At 53.0% G+C, this 14,389-nt stretch carries 12 protein-coding genes; 5 read left to right on the top strand and 7 right to left on the bottom strand.

Going from position 1 to position 14,389, the window contains the following annotated elements; translation table 11 throughout:
- Positions 1–623 precede the first annotated feature (623 nt).
- The 3 genes from H7U12_RS04075 to H7U12_RS04085 all read right to left on the bottom strand — a co-directional run bounded on the left by H7U12_RS04075 (position 624) and on the right by H7U12_RS04085 (position 2,183).
- Entirely contained in the window at positions 624–953 is a 330-nt protein-coding gene (locus H7U12_RS04075; RefSeq protein ID WP_186633334.1) for a hypothetical protein, read from the bottom strand.
- Positions 954–988: 35 nt separating this feature from the next.
- Entirely contained in the window at positions 989–1,294 is a 306-nt protein-coding gene (locus H7U12_RS04080; RefSeq protein ID WP_186633337.1) for a hypothetical protein, read from the bottom strand.
- A 64-nt stretch (positions 1,295–1,358) separates the two neighbouring features.
- Entirely contained in the window at positions 1,359–2,183 is an 825-nt protein-coding gene (locus tag H7U12_RS04085; protein ID WP_186633340.1) for a DUF3050 domain-containing protein, read from the bottom strand.
- A 466-nt stretch (positions 2,184–2,649) separates the two neighbouring features.
- Here H7U12_RS04085 and typA point away from each other — a divergent pair, with 466 nt between their 5' ends.
- Together typA and H7U12_RS22845 are read left to right on the top strand one after the other, a co-directional pair.
- Entirely contained in the window at positions 2,650–4,449 is a 1,800-nt protein-coding gene (gene typA / locus H7U12_RS04090) for a translational GTPase TypA (protein WP_186633343.1), read from the top strand.
- Positions 4,450–4,860: 411 nt separating this feature from the next.
- Entirely contained in the window at positions 4,861–6,072 is a 1,212-nt protein-coding gene (locus tag H7U12_RS22845) for an OmpA family protein (protein ID WP_305123025.1), read from the top strand.
- A 133-nt stretch (positions 6,073–6,205) separates the two neighbouring features.
- On the opposite strand, the gene H7U12_RS04100 is transcribed toward H7U12_RS22845, so the two are convergent.
- On the bottom strand, positions 6,206–7,282 hold the full coding sequence (locus H7U12_RS04100; protein ID WP_186633346.1) for an oxidoreductase: 1,077 nt from the start codon (positions 7,280–7,282) through the stop codon (positions 6,206–6,208).
- 322 nt (positions 7,283–7,604) lie between these two features.
- Here H7U12_RS04100 and H7U12_RS04105 point away from each other — a divergent pair, with 322 nt between their 5' ends.
- Both H7U12_RS04105 and H7U12_RS04110 read left to right on the top strand, forming a co-directional pair.
- On the top strand, positions 7,605–7,796 hold the full coding sequence (locus H7U12_RS04105) for a cold-shock protein (protein ID WP_062542753.1): 192 nt from the start codon (positions 7,605–7,607) through the stop codon (positions 7,794–7,796).
- Positions 7,797–8,132: 336 nt separating this feature from the next.
- On the top strand, positions 8,133–9,044 hold the full coding sequence (locus tag H7U12_RS04110) for a polysaccharide deacetylase family protein (protein WP_186633349.1): 912 nt from the start codon (positions 8,133–8,135) through the stop codon (positions 9,042–9,044).
- Positions 9,045–9,365: 321 nt separating this feature from the next.
- Here H7U12_RS04110 and H7U12_RS04115 read toward each other — a convergent pair whose 3' ends face one another.
- Positions 9,366–10,535 carry a trans-sulfuration enzyme family protein gene (locus tag H7U12_RS04115; protein ID WP_186633352.1) on the bottom strand — a complete coding sequence of 390 codons (1,170 nt, stop codon included), beginning with the start codon at positions 10,533–10,535 and terminating at the stop codon, positions 9,366–9,368.
- 570 nt (positions 10,536–11,105) lie between these two features.
- On the bottom strand, positions 11,106–11,528 hold the full coding sequence (locus tag H7U12_RS04120; protein WP_186633354.1) for an OsmC family protein: 423 nt from the start codon (positions 11,526–11,528) through the stop codon (positions 11,106–11,108).
- 56 nt (positions 11,529–11,584) lie between these two features.
- On the opposite strand from H7U12_RS04120, the gene metX reads away from it, so the two are divergent.
- A complete protein-coding gene (gene metX / locus H7U12_RS04125) occupies positions 11,585–12,640 on the top strand; it encodes a homoserine O-acetyltransferase MetX (RefSeq protein WP_186633357.1) in 1,056 nt (351 codons plus the stop codon).
- 77 nt (positions 12,641–12,717) lie between these two features.
- Here the strand turns inward: metX and H7U12_RS22850 are convergent, their stop codons facing one another.
- Positions 12,718–14,214 carry a TSUP family transporter gene (locus H7U12_RS22850; RefSeq protein ID WP_186633360.1) on the bottom strand — a complete coding sequence of 499 codons (1,497 nt, stop codon included), beginning with the start codon at positions 14,212–14,214 and terminating at the stop codon, positions 12,718–12,720.
- Between the last annotated feature and the right edge of the window lie 175 nt (positions 14,215–14,389).

Genomic DNA, 14,389 nt, shown 5'->3' on the forward strand with positions numbered 1-14,389 from the left:
TCCTTCCTGCCAAGCCTTGAGGCTGGAGTCGCGGTCTGCCCGCGTTTGTCACTTTTCTCCTGGATGAGAAAAGTAACCAAAAGAATCAGGAAGAAAAGAAACTCGCTGACGCTCAGACAGTCTTTTCTTCAGTAATTATGACACCTGGTGAAAGCCTTCTGTTTCATAGCTCCTGTAGGCCTCTGCTGCTTGCAACGTTCTTGCGTGCACGTCCCTAGCTCCGGGCTACGCAAGCGGCCCGAAGCTAGGGACGTGCAAAAGCCTGATTACTGCTTGTTCTGTTGCAATACCTGCATCGTCCTGCGGACGGGAATAAATGTCTGTGGGCTGGCCGATTTCGCTCGCCGTTGTTGGTGTTGTCACCAACAACCAAGACTGCGGATCAATTGCTGAAATTCCCCTCCTTGGAGGGGTAAGGGTGGGTAGCGCTTTTGGTGCATTTTCTGGAAAACGGGCCTGAAACAGGGTAGTTGGGCCTAAAACAAAATAGCGACAAAAGCTCCCCTCCTAATTTAGGAGGGGCTGGGGGTGGTTAGCTACTACAAAAAAAACGCCGCGACTTCCTCAGAAGTGGCGGCGTTTTGGGACTTATTTCTAAAAAACAGCCTTGAAAGGCTTTGCTTTTATTGACCGGTGGTGGTGCCTACCGTGGGGGGCATGGGTGGGCGCCGGATGGTGTCGGGCGCTACCGGTTGCCGGCCGGGCAGGATTTTCTGGCTGCGCACCGCGGGGGTGTTGGTTCCGGGGGCATTGGGGTTGCTGTCCTCGATGTTCTTCTTCTGGTTCACCTGGCTGGACTGCTCGTTCATGTCGCGCACGGTGGGCGTGGCCCGGTAGGTGCGCTGCGGCTCGGGCGTCTCCAGCGCCGGACTGTCTCTGGACGACGTGCAGGCCGTGGCCCAGAAGCCTACGGTGCACAAGATCACGCCAGACGTTTTACGCCCCTTTTTCATAAAATCCCTCCAAAACGTCTGCATGGCCCTTGTGTTTACCGAGCGTTGCTCTGACTCAAATCTTCATCTTCCAGTTCCTGCACCGCTTTGTAACCCACGGGCGTCAGGCGCAGACCGGCGGGGTCTGGCGTGGCGTAGCCCTGGTTACGCAAGTGTTCTTCGGCCCGCTTCTGCACATCCTGGTAGTGGAGTTTTTCATCTTCCTGGTGCAGGAACGGGTAGATATCCGTCCATCCTAAAACTTCCTCGGCCTGGGTGCCTTTCGCTTTAAAGGCTTTCAAAATAAGGTAGCCGGTGTTCTCGATATTCTCGCTATTGGAGCTAAGGTTCTCTAAATCCATAGTTGTGCGTGTTAAGGTCTGTGTTTTACAGTACGACAACCCGCGCGCAAAGGATTTGAAGGTCTTAGAAACGTTGGATGCTGGCCAGAATTCCGTCCCACAGGTGCAGGCGCATCTTCTGGCAGGCCACGGCTTCGTCACGGCACTCTTCCCACTTGTGCTTGTCATCGCCGCAGAGTTCGGCTACCATGCGCATGGCCAGCGGTGAGTGCACCTCGTCATCTAACTGGATGTGGCGGTCCATGTAGTACTGGAAGGTGTCCAGGGTGCCGGGGTAACGGCGGTTCAGGTCCCCGATGAGGCACCGGAACATGTCTGGGATCACGTCTTCGCGCCCGAAGGTGAAGGCGGCGGCAATGCGGTGCGGCTGCCCGCTCTGGATGATCTGGAAGGTATGGTTCACAAAGGCCTGGGTATGGCCCGGCACCGGCAGGTTCTCCAGCTGGCTGAACACCGATTTGCCCTGGTGCAGCCCGGCCATGAACTCATGGATGAGCCGCGTGTCTGCGCCGCATTCTTCCATGGCCCGCACGTACAGCTCAAAGTGGCTGATGGGGTTGCCCTCGGGGTCTACGTCGGTTTCTTCTTCCAGCACAATCTCGTTGATGAGGCGGCGGTTAGAAGGGGTTCCGTGCGGCGTCCAGGGAACGTCTACGCAGGTGAGGTGCCGCTGCAGGCTTTTGAGCAAGCTCATGAAGTCCCAGACGGCAAAGATGTGGTGCTCCATGAACGTGCGCAGATCGGCCAGGTCATAGATAGATTCGTAGAGCGGGTGTTGCATCAGAGCTTCGCGATGGGGGCGCAACTCCTGCTGGAGCCAATTTATCTTTTCCTGGTAAATGGGCAGAAGCGATGCTGAAGATCCGGTATTTTCCAGAATTACAGGCATGAGAATAGGTATATAGTAAGATATAGATATATTTTCGGCAGCGAAATTTCCTGTGCAGCCCCAAACATCCCCTCTCCGCAGTCACGCACAGTTCTGGCTAGGTAAAGATAGGCTTGGAACAAGCAGATACGCAAAAAACAGACGTTCGTTTTACTATTATTTCATCTAAATTAATCCCAAAACGCCGCTCGCCTTTTAGTGCTCTGGAGGGCAGGAAACCGGCTTTCTGGAGGCGGAAAATCTGAGTGGGTTAAGGAGGAATACCAAGAGAGAAACCCCGCAGCAAACCGGCAGCGCTCATATTAATAACATAGGGTTCATCTGCCTCAGGAACTTAACCGGGCGGCAAAGCTGTTCTTCCTTACAAGCAAATACCCGTAAGTGGTTGGGCAAAAGGACTTTTTCAGAAAAAAGATAGAAAAGCCTAAGAAAAACCCTACCTTTGCGGGCTGAAAACAACCTCTGAATGCAAAGTATCCGCAACATCGCGATTATTGCCCACGTGGACCACGGTAAGACCACGCTGGTAGACAAGATCATCCACGCCTCAAAGATTTTTGACGCACACCAACAGTTCGACGACCTGATCCTGGACAACAATGACCTGGAGCGGGAGCGCGGCATCACCATCGTTTCCAAAAACGTATCGGTTCGTTACAAAGATGTGAAAATCAACATCATTGATACGCCTGGTCACGCTGACTTTGGAGGTGAGGTAGAACGCGTATTGAAAATGGCCGACGGTGTTCTTCTGCTGGTAGATGCCTTTGAAGGCCCTATGCCACAGACCCGCTTCGTGCTGGGCAAAGCCGTACAGTTAGGCCTGAAGCCAATTGTAGTGGTAAACAAAGTAGACAAAGAGAACTGCCGTCCGGACGAAGTACACGAAATGGTATTCGACCTGATGTTCAACCTGGATGCCACCGAAGATCAGTTAGACTTCGTGACCATCTACGGCTCCAGCAAAAACGGCTGGATGAGCACCGACTGGCAGAAACCAACCGATAACATCACGCCTCTTCTGGATGCGATCTTAGAAGTAATTCCTCCGGCCCCTTCAGAAGAGGGAACCCCGCAGATGCAGATTACCTCTTTGGACTATTCTTCTTTCGTGGGTCGTATTGCCATTGGTCGCGTGAAACGCGGTACATTGAGAGAAGGCGCCAACATGAGTCTTTGCAAGCGCGATGGCTCTATCAAGAAAGTAAAAATCAAAGAACTTCAGGTGTTTGAAGGTTTAGGTCGCGTGAAAGTAGAATCTGTTTCTGCTGGCGAGATCTGTGCCGTAACCGGTATTGAAGGTTTTGAAATTGGCGATACCCTTGCTGACTTTGAAAACCCTGAGCCATTGGAGCGCATCTCTATTGATGAGCCTACCATGAACATGTTGTTCACCATCAACAACTCTCCTTTCTTCGGAAAAGAAGGTAAATTTGTAACATCGCGCCACTTACGTGACCGTCTGTACAAAGAGATGGAGAAAAACCTGGCGCTGCGGGTAGACGAGACGGACAAAGAAGACACCTTCCTGGTGTACGGACGTGGTATTCTTCACTTGTCTGTATTGATTGAAACCATGCGTCGTGAAGGCTACGAATTGCAGGTAGGTCAGCCACAGGTAATTTTCAAAGAAGAGAATGGCCAGAAAATGGAGCCAATGGAGCACTTAGTAGTAGACGTTCCTGAGGAATCTGCTGGTAAAGTGATTGAATTGGTGACCCAGCGGAAAGGTGACTTGACTATCATGGAGCCGAAAGGCGACTTGCAGCACTTGGAGTTCAACATTCCTGCGCGCGGTTTGATTGGTCTACGTAACAACGTATTGACCGCTACTGCCGGTGAAGCCATCATGAACCACCGTTTTGTGGCGTATGAGCCCTTCAAAGGCGCTATCCCAGGCCGTATCAACGGTTCCTTGATCGCGATGGAGAATGGTCCTGGTACTGCTTACTCTATTGACAAACTGCAAGACAGAGGTGTGTTCTTTGTGGAGCCGGGCGAAGATGTGTACATGGGCATGGTAATTGGTGAGCACTCTCGTCAGAATGACCTGACCGTGAACATCCAGAAAGGAAAGCAGCTGACCAACATGCGTGCCTCTGGTTCTGACAACAACGTGAAGATTGTTCCTAAGAAACAATTCTCTTTGGAAGAAGCCATGGAGTACATCCAGAAAGATGAGCTGCTGGAGATCACGCCTAAGAGCATCAGAATGCGGAAAATCTACTTAGATGAGAACGAGCGCAAGCGCTTCGGGAACAACTAAGATAATTCTCTGACTCAATAATAAAGGCCTTACTGCAATTGCGGTAAGGCCTTTATGTTTTCCTGTTTTTGACTCGTTTTAGGGAAAACAGCCCCAAAACAAAGGCTGGAGTCTCCCTGTACTTCCAGCGTAATCCGTCTTGAATGAACTCCATTCCCTTGGCCCAGGAAGCCCCAGAAACCAGACGGGGCCGTTCAGGAGTGACGCGGATTTGCTTCATTCAACCCATCTACCTTTGACCATGCCAGATGTTTCTTTCTGCTGAGGCAGCGGGAAATCTTCTTAGCATGTTCCTGCATCATAGGGGTATACCATTAGTTCTCTGTCATTTAGAGCAGAAATCGTTTCCTGCGCGATTTTCTAAAACTAGTGACAAAGCAACTTTTCACCTCATCCTATATCCCTACCTGTATGAAGTCTACCCTTTCTTTTCTGGGCGGCGCGTTCCTTTTGGCGCTGCTCTCTCTGCCGGCTCAGGCCCAGTTCAACCTTGGTGACAAGCTGAAAAGCAAAGTCAATGAGAAGATTGACGCCAAAATCAACAAGACCGCCGATCAGGTGACCAGCACCAAGAAATCCGTATCTGGTAACAAAGAAAACGGCGAAACCCCTACCGAGGAACCAACTGCCGAGGACGCTTCCTCGCCCGCTGAGACCAAGGCGAAAGTCTGGACCAAATATGATTTCGTGCCCGGTGATAAAGTGCTGTTCGCCGATAACCTCAAAGGCGAAGAAAACGGCGAATTCCCCTCGCGCTGGGATTTACAGCAGGGCAATGCGGAAGTCGCTTCCTTCGGCGGAACCGATGTCATTCACCTGGTGAGCAATGGCACCGCCATCAGTCCGCTCATGAAAACCGAGAACTGGCTGCCCGAAACGTTTACCGTGGAGATGGACGTCTACTTTGATTCAGACAACCCCAACATGGCCTACGAAATCTACTTTCTGAGCGAACTGAACAAATACAACGAGGCTACCCACGGCATGTTCTGGGACCCGATCATTATCTCGCCGGAAGGGGTGCGTTTCAAGACCTTCGGTTCCAATGCTGCTGAGCTAGAGGCCACAGGCACCAAAAACCAGTGGCGGCACGTCTCCATCGCCTTCAACAAGCGCAGCATGAAAGTCTACCTGGACCAGCACCGCCTCATCAATATCCCTAACGTCACCGGCAAACCGGTCAACCTGAAGATAAAATCAGACCGGCGGATTGAGGGCAACGCGATGGTCAAAAACGTGTTCATTGCCGAGGGCGGCAAAAAGCTGTACGACCAGGTGTTGGCCACCGGCAAGATTGTGACCTACGGCGTGAAGTTTGACCCCAGCAAAGCGGTGATCAGGCCGGAGTCGGTGGGCACGCTGAACGGCATTGTGAAACTGATGCAGGAGCAGCCTGACCTCCACTTCAGCGTAGACGGACACACTGATACGGACGGCGATGACGCTTCTAACCTGAAACTGAGCCAGCAACGGGCCGAGGCCGTGAAAACGTACCTAGTGAGCCAGGGCATCGCCGAGAGCCGATTGAAAGCCAAAGGCCAGGGCGAAACCAAACCGCTGGACAAAGGCACCTCGGCAGAAGCCAAAGCCAACAACCGCCGCGTAGAGTTTGTAAAGATTTAATATTACCCGCGCCCACTACTCACAACCAACAAGCAAACCGGAGTGCCCCGCGTCACCAGAGGCGGGACACTTACTTCCAAACAAAACCCCGCCGGATCTCCGGCGGGGTTTTGTTTATACTGAAACGCGCCGGTTAAGCAATAAAGGGAACTGTTCGTTTCTCCTGGCTGCTTTGCATCATGGTTTCCACCACTTTGATCACGTCGCGGGCTTGCTCGGGTTTTACTTCCAAGGTGCCTTCGCCGGTGATGGCGCGGTAGACATTCTCATAGAAACCCCGGTAGTGGCCGGGTTCACTTTCAACTCTTCCCGTGACATGCAGGCCCTGGAACTCGGTATTCAGGTGGCCCCAGATGCTTTCAGGCTCCACGCCCCAGGCAGGCTCCAGATGCGGCAAAAGACCGTCGTTCAGGGCTTTCTCCTGCACATCCAGGCCGCACTTCAGGAAAGAACCCCGGTTCCCGTGAAGGATGTAGCGGGGGCTCAATTCCCGCACCAGCAAACCCGCCGATAAGGTCACGTTCAGGGTATCATAAAACAGCGTGGCTTCAAACTTATCTGGCACGGGACTGAGCGGCCGCTGAATCCGGATGTCGGCGGAGATTTCCTGCGGCCTCCCGAACAGCACCAGGGCTTGGTCAATCAGATGCGAGCCCAGGTCATAGACAATGCCGGTGCCGGGTGCCGCCTCTTCTTTCCAGGTATTTCCTTTGAGCATAGGCCGGAACCGGTCAAAATGGGCTTTGTACTCCACCACCTCGCCCAAGACGCCACTTTCCAGCACTTTCCGCACGGTTTTGAAATCACTGTCCCAGCGGCGGTTCTGGTACACGGTGAGGAGCCGCTGCTGCTGTTGAGCCAACTGGATCAACTCATCGGCCTCGGCGGAGGTGGGCGTGAACGGTTTTTCCACCACCACGTGTTTGCCCGCGTTTAGAGCCTGTTTTGCCAAAGCGTAATGCGAACTGTTGGGCGTGGCCACGATCACCAAATCAATGGCCGGGTCCTGGATGATGTCGTCTGCCTGGCTGGTGATGATGGCCTGGGGATAGCGGCTCCGGGCAATCTGGATGTTCTCTTCCCGTGACTCCCGTATTCTTACCAGTTCCAGCCCCGGTACCAGGTGGATGAACGGCGCGTGGAAAATGCGGCCCGCCATTCCAAAGCCAATGAGTCCTACGCGGATGGTGGTTCGTGCTTCTGTGGTCATATCTGAGTTTTTTGAGCTTCTGTGCGGATATAATTCAGGCTGCTCAGCCGCCGCTGGCAACATCACCGGAGAAAGCAGTTCTCCAGGCTACTCCACGAAAAATATTCCCCTCTGGAAAGAACCAGCAAGGAAATGGCTGGGCGGCGGCAGACGAACATCCTCCGGAATACTTCTATCCCGGTGATCTTTCTTGTTCTGGCAGCACATCTTTGATGATTTACCAGGAACATTCAAATCAGGAGTTACGTAAATATACTTCGTTAAAAAGGTCAAAGTGTAGAATATAATCTCTACATTTGTTTATTATTATATTATCACATTAATGAAAAACGGTAAAGTAAAATTCTTCAATGACTCCAAAGGTTTTGGCTTCATTAAAGACGCAGACTCCAATGAGGAGTATTTCGTACACGTGTCTAACCTAGTGGACGAAATCAGAGAAAATGATGAAGTAACTTTTGAGCTGAAAGAAGGCCGCAAAGGTTTAAACGCTGTAAATGTAAAACTTGCTTAAGTTTTAAGATACATCAGTCCTCCAAAAGGGCCTCACCTGACGTGAGGCCCTTTTTTGTGCCCGTTTTTTCAAAAGTGCTCTAAAACCTATGGTCGGCCCCGCCCTCCTCTCCCGCGCAGACATCTGTGTTCTCCCAGAGGGGCCATAAGCAGGCCTTTGCGTTCTTTCGATTTTAAGACGAAGTTCTTTTTAGTTTCTTTTCCGGAAAACAGGCCAGAAACACATCAGAATTGCCCCAAGTTTCAGTAGATTACGGATTGAACGGCGGCGGTCCTAAGCTTTAAATGGATCGGATTGCCTGTTCTTTCATCCAAGACCTTTTTCCAGTTAGAGTATATGTCCCGTTTTCAATGCCTTGGCCGGTTCTCGCTTTTCGCCGCGCTTACGTTTAGTCTTTTTTCGTGCTCTCCGTCAGACAATAAAACCGAGCAGCAGGTGCAGGTGCCTTCCCCTACCCAGGTAGTTTCCACTTCCGGGCCGCAGAAAGAGGAAGTTCCTTCCCCAGACGCGGTGGCAACCGCACCGGAGGCAGCCACCGAGAAACCCGCCTCAGCCGCCGCTATTCTGGCCCGTCCACAGGTGCCTATCCTGTGTTACCACCAGATCCGCGAATGGAATTCTCGCGACGGGAAAGTGGGCAAAGACTACATCGTGAAACCCCATGATTTCAGGGCTCAGATGAAAATGCTCGCCGACAGCGGTTACCACACCATCTTGCCGGATCAGTTGCAGGCCTACCTCACCAAAGGCACCCCGCTGCCAGAAAAACCCATCATGCTCACCTTCGATGACACCAAACTGGACCAGTACACCGTGGCCAAACCAGAACTGGACAAGTACGGCTTCAAAGGGGTTTTCTTCATCATGACCGTTTCCATCGGCCGGCCCAACTATATGACCAAGGAGCAGATCAAGGAATTGTCTGACGCGGGACACGTGATCGGTTCCCACACCTACGACCACCACAACGTGAAAAAGTACGAGGACAAAGACTGGATCACCCAGATTGAGAAACCCACGAAACAACTGGAAGCCATCACCGGAAAACCCATCAAATACTTCGCTTATCCGTTTGGGTTATGGCGGCCCGAGGCCATCCCCGAACTGAAGAAACGCGGGTTTGACGCGGCTTATATCTTAGCCACCAAACGCGATCCGCAGGACCCGCTCTTCACCATCCGGCGCATCATCGCCAGCGGCTACTGGAGCACCAAAGGCCTGCATAACAGCATTATGAACAGCTTTTAGGCAGACATCCGGAAGGACAAGTGCTATTTTAGAGCCATTTATCAAAAAACGGCCCATAAACGGCGGGTCCTGGCGCGAGTCTCCAGACTCGTGCCGCTGGATGCGGGGAGTCTCCAGACTCCCTACTCATTGCCGGGAAATACGCCTTCTTCATGTGATTCCCGGCGAGTTTGGAGATTCGCATCATCTTAAGTCACGAGACTTTAGTCTCGCGCCAGAGGTTCTAAAATGATAAAAGCGAATCGGGCCTGTTTTCAGAAAACAGGCCCGATTCGCTTTTTGTAACATCTAGAGACTAATCACTAGCAACGAACTACCCTTCTAGCACTTCTCCAGCGCCTGCAGAATATCGTTCAGAATATCATCGGCGTACTCCAGGCCCACGGAGATTCTGATGAGGCCGGGCGTGATGCCTACTGCTTGGCGCTCAGCTTCGGTGAGTTTGGCGTGGGTGGTGCTGGCCGGGTGCGAAGCGATGCTGCGGGTGTCTCCCAGGTTGGCGGTAAGCGACATCAGATGCAGGCTGTCCAGGAACGTACGTCCGCTCTCCAGGCCGCCTTTCAGCTCGAAACAGAACAATCCGCCACCGTTCTTCATCTGCTTTCTGGCAATTTCATAGCTGGGGTGCGTGGGCAGGAACGGATACTTGACCCAGTTCAATTTCGGGTGGTCCTGCAGTTGAGTAGCGATGGACAGGGCATTGCCGGCGTGGCGCTCCATGCGTACATCCAGCGTCTCCAGGCTTTTGCTCAGCACCCAGGCGTTGAACGGCGACAGCGCCGGGCCCGAGCTGCGGCAGAACAGGTAAATGTCCTTGATCAGCTCTTTCTTGCCCACTACCACGCCGCCCAGCACGCGGCCCTGACCGTCTATCCACTTGGTGGCCGAGTGTACGATCAGGTCCGCGCCAAACTCTACCGGACGTTGGTTTACCGGCGTGGCGAAGCAGTTGTCCACGTTAAAAATGATATTATGCTTTTTGGTCAGCTGGCCGGCAAACTCCAGGTCAATAATGTCCAACCCGGGGTTGGTGGGCGTCTCAATGTAGAGCATTTTGGTGTTGGGCCGGATGGCGGCTTCCCACTCCTCGGGCTTGTCCGCGGACACGTAGCTGTACTCAATGCCGTACTTGGGCAGGTACTTGGTGATGATGGTGTGCGTGCTCCCGAAGATGGAATTGCAGGCCAGCAGGTGGTCACCGGCTTTGAGCAAAGCCATAAACGAGGCGAAGACCGCGCTCATGCCCGAGGCGGTGGCATAGCCGGCCTCCGCGCCTTCCAGGGCGCACATCTTATCGGTGAACTCCTGCACGGAGGGGTTGCTGAAGCGGCTGTAGATGTTGTCGTCGGTCTCATCCGCGAAGGCGGCGCGCATGTCCTCGGCGTTCTCAAACTGGAAACTGCTGGTCAGGAACATGGGCGTGGAGTGCTCCATCTCATTGGTGCGCTCGGTCTGTATTCTGATGGCTTTGGTAAGCGGATGGTATTCCATTTTCTAATGTGCTAATTTTTTAATGTGCTGATGTGTTAGTTGGTAGCACATCAGCACATGGTTTATTTTGGCACTTTTTTTCCTATTTCTAATACTCCCAGGCGAAATGTTCATACAGTTGGTATGCGGGTCTAAAACACGTTTTTGACCCGCTTTTCTGAAAACAGGCCAAAAACAGAGTTCCCTTTTGTGGTGCATCACCTTCCCGAAAACACGTTCTATACCTGTTAAACTGCGTTTGCAACTGTTACCGGCACAGATACCGTGAGGTATTTCTGATCTGTTGCTGAAGTGGTGGTTGCTTGGGTTGAACCCACCCCTACCCCTACCAGGAGGGGAATATCAGCACACGTAGTCCGATTGTTTAACACAGGAGCGCAATCAATCAATCAATCAATCAATCAATCAATCAATCAATCAATCAATCAATCAATTAGAGGATATTCAATGTTTTCAGCCTCTTTTCTGAAAAACGGCCCTAAAACGAGTGAGCGAAAATCTCCTCCTGGAAGGGCTAGGGGTGGGTTCCCTTTCCCAACTCAAGACTTAGAACTCAGGACTCAGAACTGGTTACGCAGTAACCCTTACTTCCCAGGTCACCTCGGCACCGGCTCTGCGCAGGGTTTCGGCCACGGAGCAGTATTTCTCCATGGAAAGCTCGCAGGCGCGCTCGGCTTTTACCACGTCATGAGGCCCTTGCAGGTCAAAGACCACGTGTACTTTCTTCCACAGGGCTGGTTCTTTGCCCGTCTCGCGCTCGCCGGTGATCTCCATCTTGAAGCCGGTCAGTTCCTGCCGCTGTTTTTTCAGGATCATGGCCACATCAATGCCACTGCAGCCACCCAAGGCCATCAACAGCATTTGCATGGGACGTACGCCAAAGTTCATGCCGCCGCTCTCGGGGCTGGTGTCGGTGGTGATGACGTGGCCGTTGGCGTCTCTGGCTTCAAAACCATAGTCACCACCCACGCGGTTCATCTCAATTCTTATCATATTTATTACGGTTTTAAGCCGGTAGCCCTTTACTTTGTAAGAGTTAAAGGTACTACATGAATTATTTTCAATATAACCAACCTTTTGCATTAGAAGGCGGGCAAACACTTCCTGAAATCACAGTCGCCTACCACACCTTTGGTAAGCTGAACGCAAATAAAAGCAATGTGGTCTGGATTTGCCATGCTCTTACCGCTAATTCAAACGTGTTGGACTGGTGGGACGGTATCGTGGGGGAAAGTAAGGTCATTGATCCTGAACGGCATTTCATTGTCTGCGCCAACATTCTGGGCTCCTGCTACGGCAGCACCGGCCCCTTGAGCCTCAACCCCCAGACCGGCGAACCGTATTACACCACGTTCCCGCAGGTCACCGTGCGCGACATGGTACGGGCCCACATGCTGCTGCGCGAGCACTTGGGCCTGGAGAAAATCCATATCCTGGCCGGGGGCAGCATGGGCGGTTTTCAGGTGTTGGAATGGGCCATCGCGGAGCCGCAGGTAGTGGACAACCTGTTCCTGCTGGCCACCTCGGCCGCCGAGAGCACCTGGGGCATCGGGATTCATACCACCCAGCGCCTGATGCTGGAGGCCGATGGCACCTGGGGCGAACCCAATCCTACGGCCGGGAGCAAAGGCCTTAAAGCCGCCCGCGCTCTGGGTACGCTCACCTACCGCAATTACCAGATCCTGGCCCAGAACCAAACCGATCCGGACCCCGAGAAGCTGGACAACTACAGGGTGTCTTCTTACCTCAATTACCAGGGCGAGAAACTGGTGAACCGCTTCAACGCCTACAGTTATTGGTTCCTGACCAAAGCCCTGGACAGCCACAACCTGTCACGCGGACGAGGCGGGCGTTTAGAGGCCGTTTTAGCGGAAATACCCCAAAAGACGCTGATCATCGGCATTAACAGCGACATTCTGTGCCCGGTGCAGGAGCAGCAGTTCCTGGCGCAGCATTTGCCCAACGTGCAGCTGGTGGAGATTGACTCCAACTACGGCCATGACGGGTTCATCATTGAGGGCGAGAAGATCTCGCAGCATTTCTCGGTTTGGCTTTCTGAGGTGGAGAAAGAGAACCAGACTTCTGGCGCGTGTCTATCGGTGTAGCACCTGTATCCACTAAAAGTGTTTGGGGCCTGTTTTTAAGAAAACAGGCCCCAAACACTTTCAGGCTTTCTCTATTCCTAGAACAGCCCTACCGCTTTCAACAGAATCCGGAGGCTCCAGATAATCACCAATGACCCTACGGCTATGAACATAGTTTTGACCGGCAATCGGCCGGCCAGCCGGGCCGCGATGGGCGCCGCCAGCATGCCGCCTAGCACCAACCCGATGATGACCTGCAAATGACTCAGGCCCAGCATCGCGAAGAAGGTGAGGGCGCTGGCGAAGGTGACGAAAAACTCCGTGATGCTCACCGTCCCGATCACGAAGCGCGGCGTACGGCCCTTGGCAATGAGGGTACTGGTCACCAACGGCCCCCAGCCGCCGCCGCCAAAGGAGTCCAGGAAACCGCCGGCTCCGGCCAGTAAACCCGCCTTTTTCACTTTCTTGCGCTCTTTGTTTTTCTTGAAGGCGGTGTAGATGATGCGGGCCCCCAACACCAGGGTGTACAAGGCCAGAATGGGCCGCACGTAATTGGCGTACTCCTCCCCTACTTTCGCCAAAAGCCAGGCTCCGGCAATGGCACCTAGCACGCCGGGCACCAACAAGACCTTGAACAGCTTCTTGTTCACGTTCCCGAACTTGTAATGGCTGAAACCCGAGATGCCGCTGGAGAAGATCTCGGCGGTATGGATGCTTCCGCTGATGGCCGGCAGGTTGATTCCCAGAGACAGCAAGACTGTGGTGCTGGTCACGCCGTAGCCCATGCCCAGCGCGCCGTCTACCATCTGTGCCAGAAAACCCGCAAAGATCATCCAGTAGAAGATAGGCTCAATGGAACCCACAAAGGTGGAAACCTCCTCCATGGAAATGGCCGAGAACGCGAAGCGCCCCACAATCATGAAAAAGAACGCCAGCAGCACCCCGTAGGCGATTTTCTTCCAGGGCTTTTCTTTCCGCTCAACGCGGATTTGGGGTTTCTCTTGAACGGTCAGCACTTTGGTGATCTGGTTGAGTTGGGTGACTTTGGCGGCGAAATCGCCTTTCAGACTGTTTCTGATCTGCTGCAGATTATCCAACACCTCATCCAACTCCTCGGGCAACACCTCATTGAAGGTTTCTTTCAGGCGCTTGGCCATGGTGGGCGATTTGCCATTGGTGGAGATCGCTATTTTCAGGTTGCCTTTCCGTACCACCGAGCTCAGGTAGAAATCGCACAGATCGGGCGTATCGGCTACGTTCACCAGTTTGCCCTGGCGCTTGGCTTCCTGGCTGATCGCGCGGCTGGCGGTCCGGTCGTTCACGGCCACAATCACAATGTCAGCCCCCGCCACATCCTCCGGCCCGAAGGCTTTGGGCACCAGGGCAATGTTGTGGTTTTCCTGCGCCAACTGGAGCACCGCCTCCTGAAACTGGATGGCCACCACTTTGATGGTAGTTCTGGGCGAGTTTTGCAGCAAAGCCGTCAGTTTCTCCAGGCCCACGTTGCCGCCTCCTACCACCAGCACGCGCAGATGCTCCAGTTTCAGAAAAACCGGGAACAGCTCATTTTGCTCTCTGATGGTGGCAGTGGTCATAATTCGTTTGTGTGCTTTTGATTTTAGAACCTTCCGGCCGAAATGCCCAGGCTTTTAAGATAAAAGAGGTTCTTTGCTGAATCTCCGGAAAACAAGCCGGCATCGCGCAAGCGCAGTCGTTACCTATCTATTAAAGTAAATATTTTCTTGATAAACAGCAAATTATCAGCAAGTA

Source organism: Rufibacter sediminis (genome assembly GCF_014269285.1).
Taxonomy (GTDB): Bacteria; Bacteroidota; Bacteroidia; order Cytophagales; family Hymenobacteraceae; genus Nibribacter; species Nibribacter sediminis.

What these genes read in the sequence shown, in the direction of transcription:
- H7U12_RS04115 (WP_186633352.1), bottom strand. Translation starts at nt 10,535, where the DNA reads ATGGAATACCATCCGCTTACCAAAGCCATCAGAATACAGACCGAGCGC.
- H7U12_RS04100 (WP_186633346.1), bottom strand. Translation starts at nt 7,282, where the DNA reads ATGACCACAGAAGCACGAACCACCATCCGCGTAGGACTCATTGGCTTT.
- H7U12_RS04075 (WP_186633334.1), bottom strand. Translation starts at nt 953, where the DNA reads ATGAAAAAGGGGCGTAAAACGTCTGGCGTGATCTTGTGCACCGTAGGC.
- H7U12_RS04120 (WP_186633354.1), bottom strand. Translation starts at nt 11,528, where the DNA reads ATGATAAGAATTGAGATGAACCGCGTGGGTGGTGACTATGGTTTTGAA.
- typA (WP_186633343.1), top strand. Translation starts at nt 2,650, where the DNA reads ATGCAAAGTATCCGCAACATCGCGATTATTGCCCACGTGGACCACGGT.
- H7U12_RS04110 (WP_186633349.1), top strand. Translation starts at nt 8,133, where the DNA reads ATGTCCCGTTTTCAATGCCTTGGCCGGTTCTCGCTTTTCGCCGCGCTT.
- H7U12_RS04105 (WP_062542753.1), top strand. Translation starts at nt 7,605, where the DNA reads ATGAAAAACGGTAAAGTAAAATTCTTCAATGACTCCAAAGGTTTTGGC.
- H7U12_RS04080 (WP_186633337.1), bottom strand. Translation starts at nt 1,294, where the DNA reads ATGGATTTAGAGAACCTTAGCTCCAATAGCGAGAATATCGAGAACACC.
- H7U12_RS22845 (WP_305123025.1), top strand. Translation starts at nt 4,861, where the DNA reads ATGAAGTCTACCCTTTCTTTTCTGGGCGGCGCGTTCCTTTTGGCGCTG.
- metX (WP_186633357.1), top strand. Translation starts at nt 11,585, where the DNA reads ATGAATTATTTTCAATATAACCAACCTTTTGCATTAGAAGGCGGGCAA.
- H7U12_RS22850 (WP_186633360.1), bottom strand. Translation starts at nt 14,214, where the DNA reads ATGACCACTGCCACCATCAGAGAGCAAAATGAGCTGTTCCCGGTTTTT.
- H7U12_RS04085 (WP_186633340.1), bottom strand. Translation starts at nt 2,183, where the DNA reads ATGCCTGTAATTCTGGAAAATACCGGATCTTCAGCATCGCTTCTGCCC.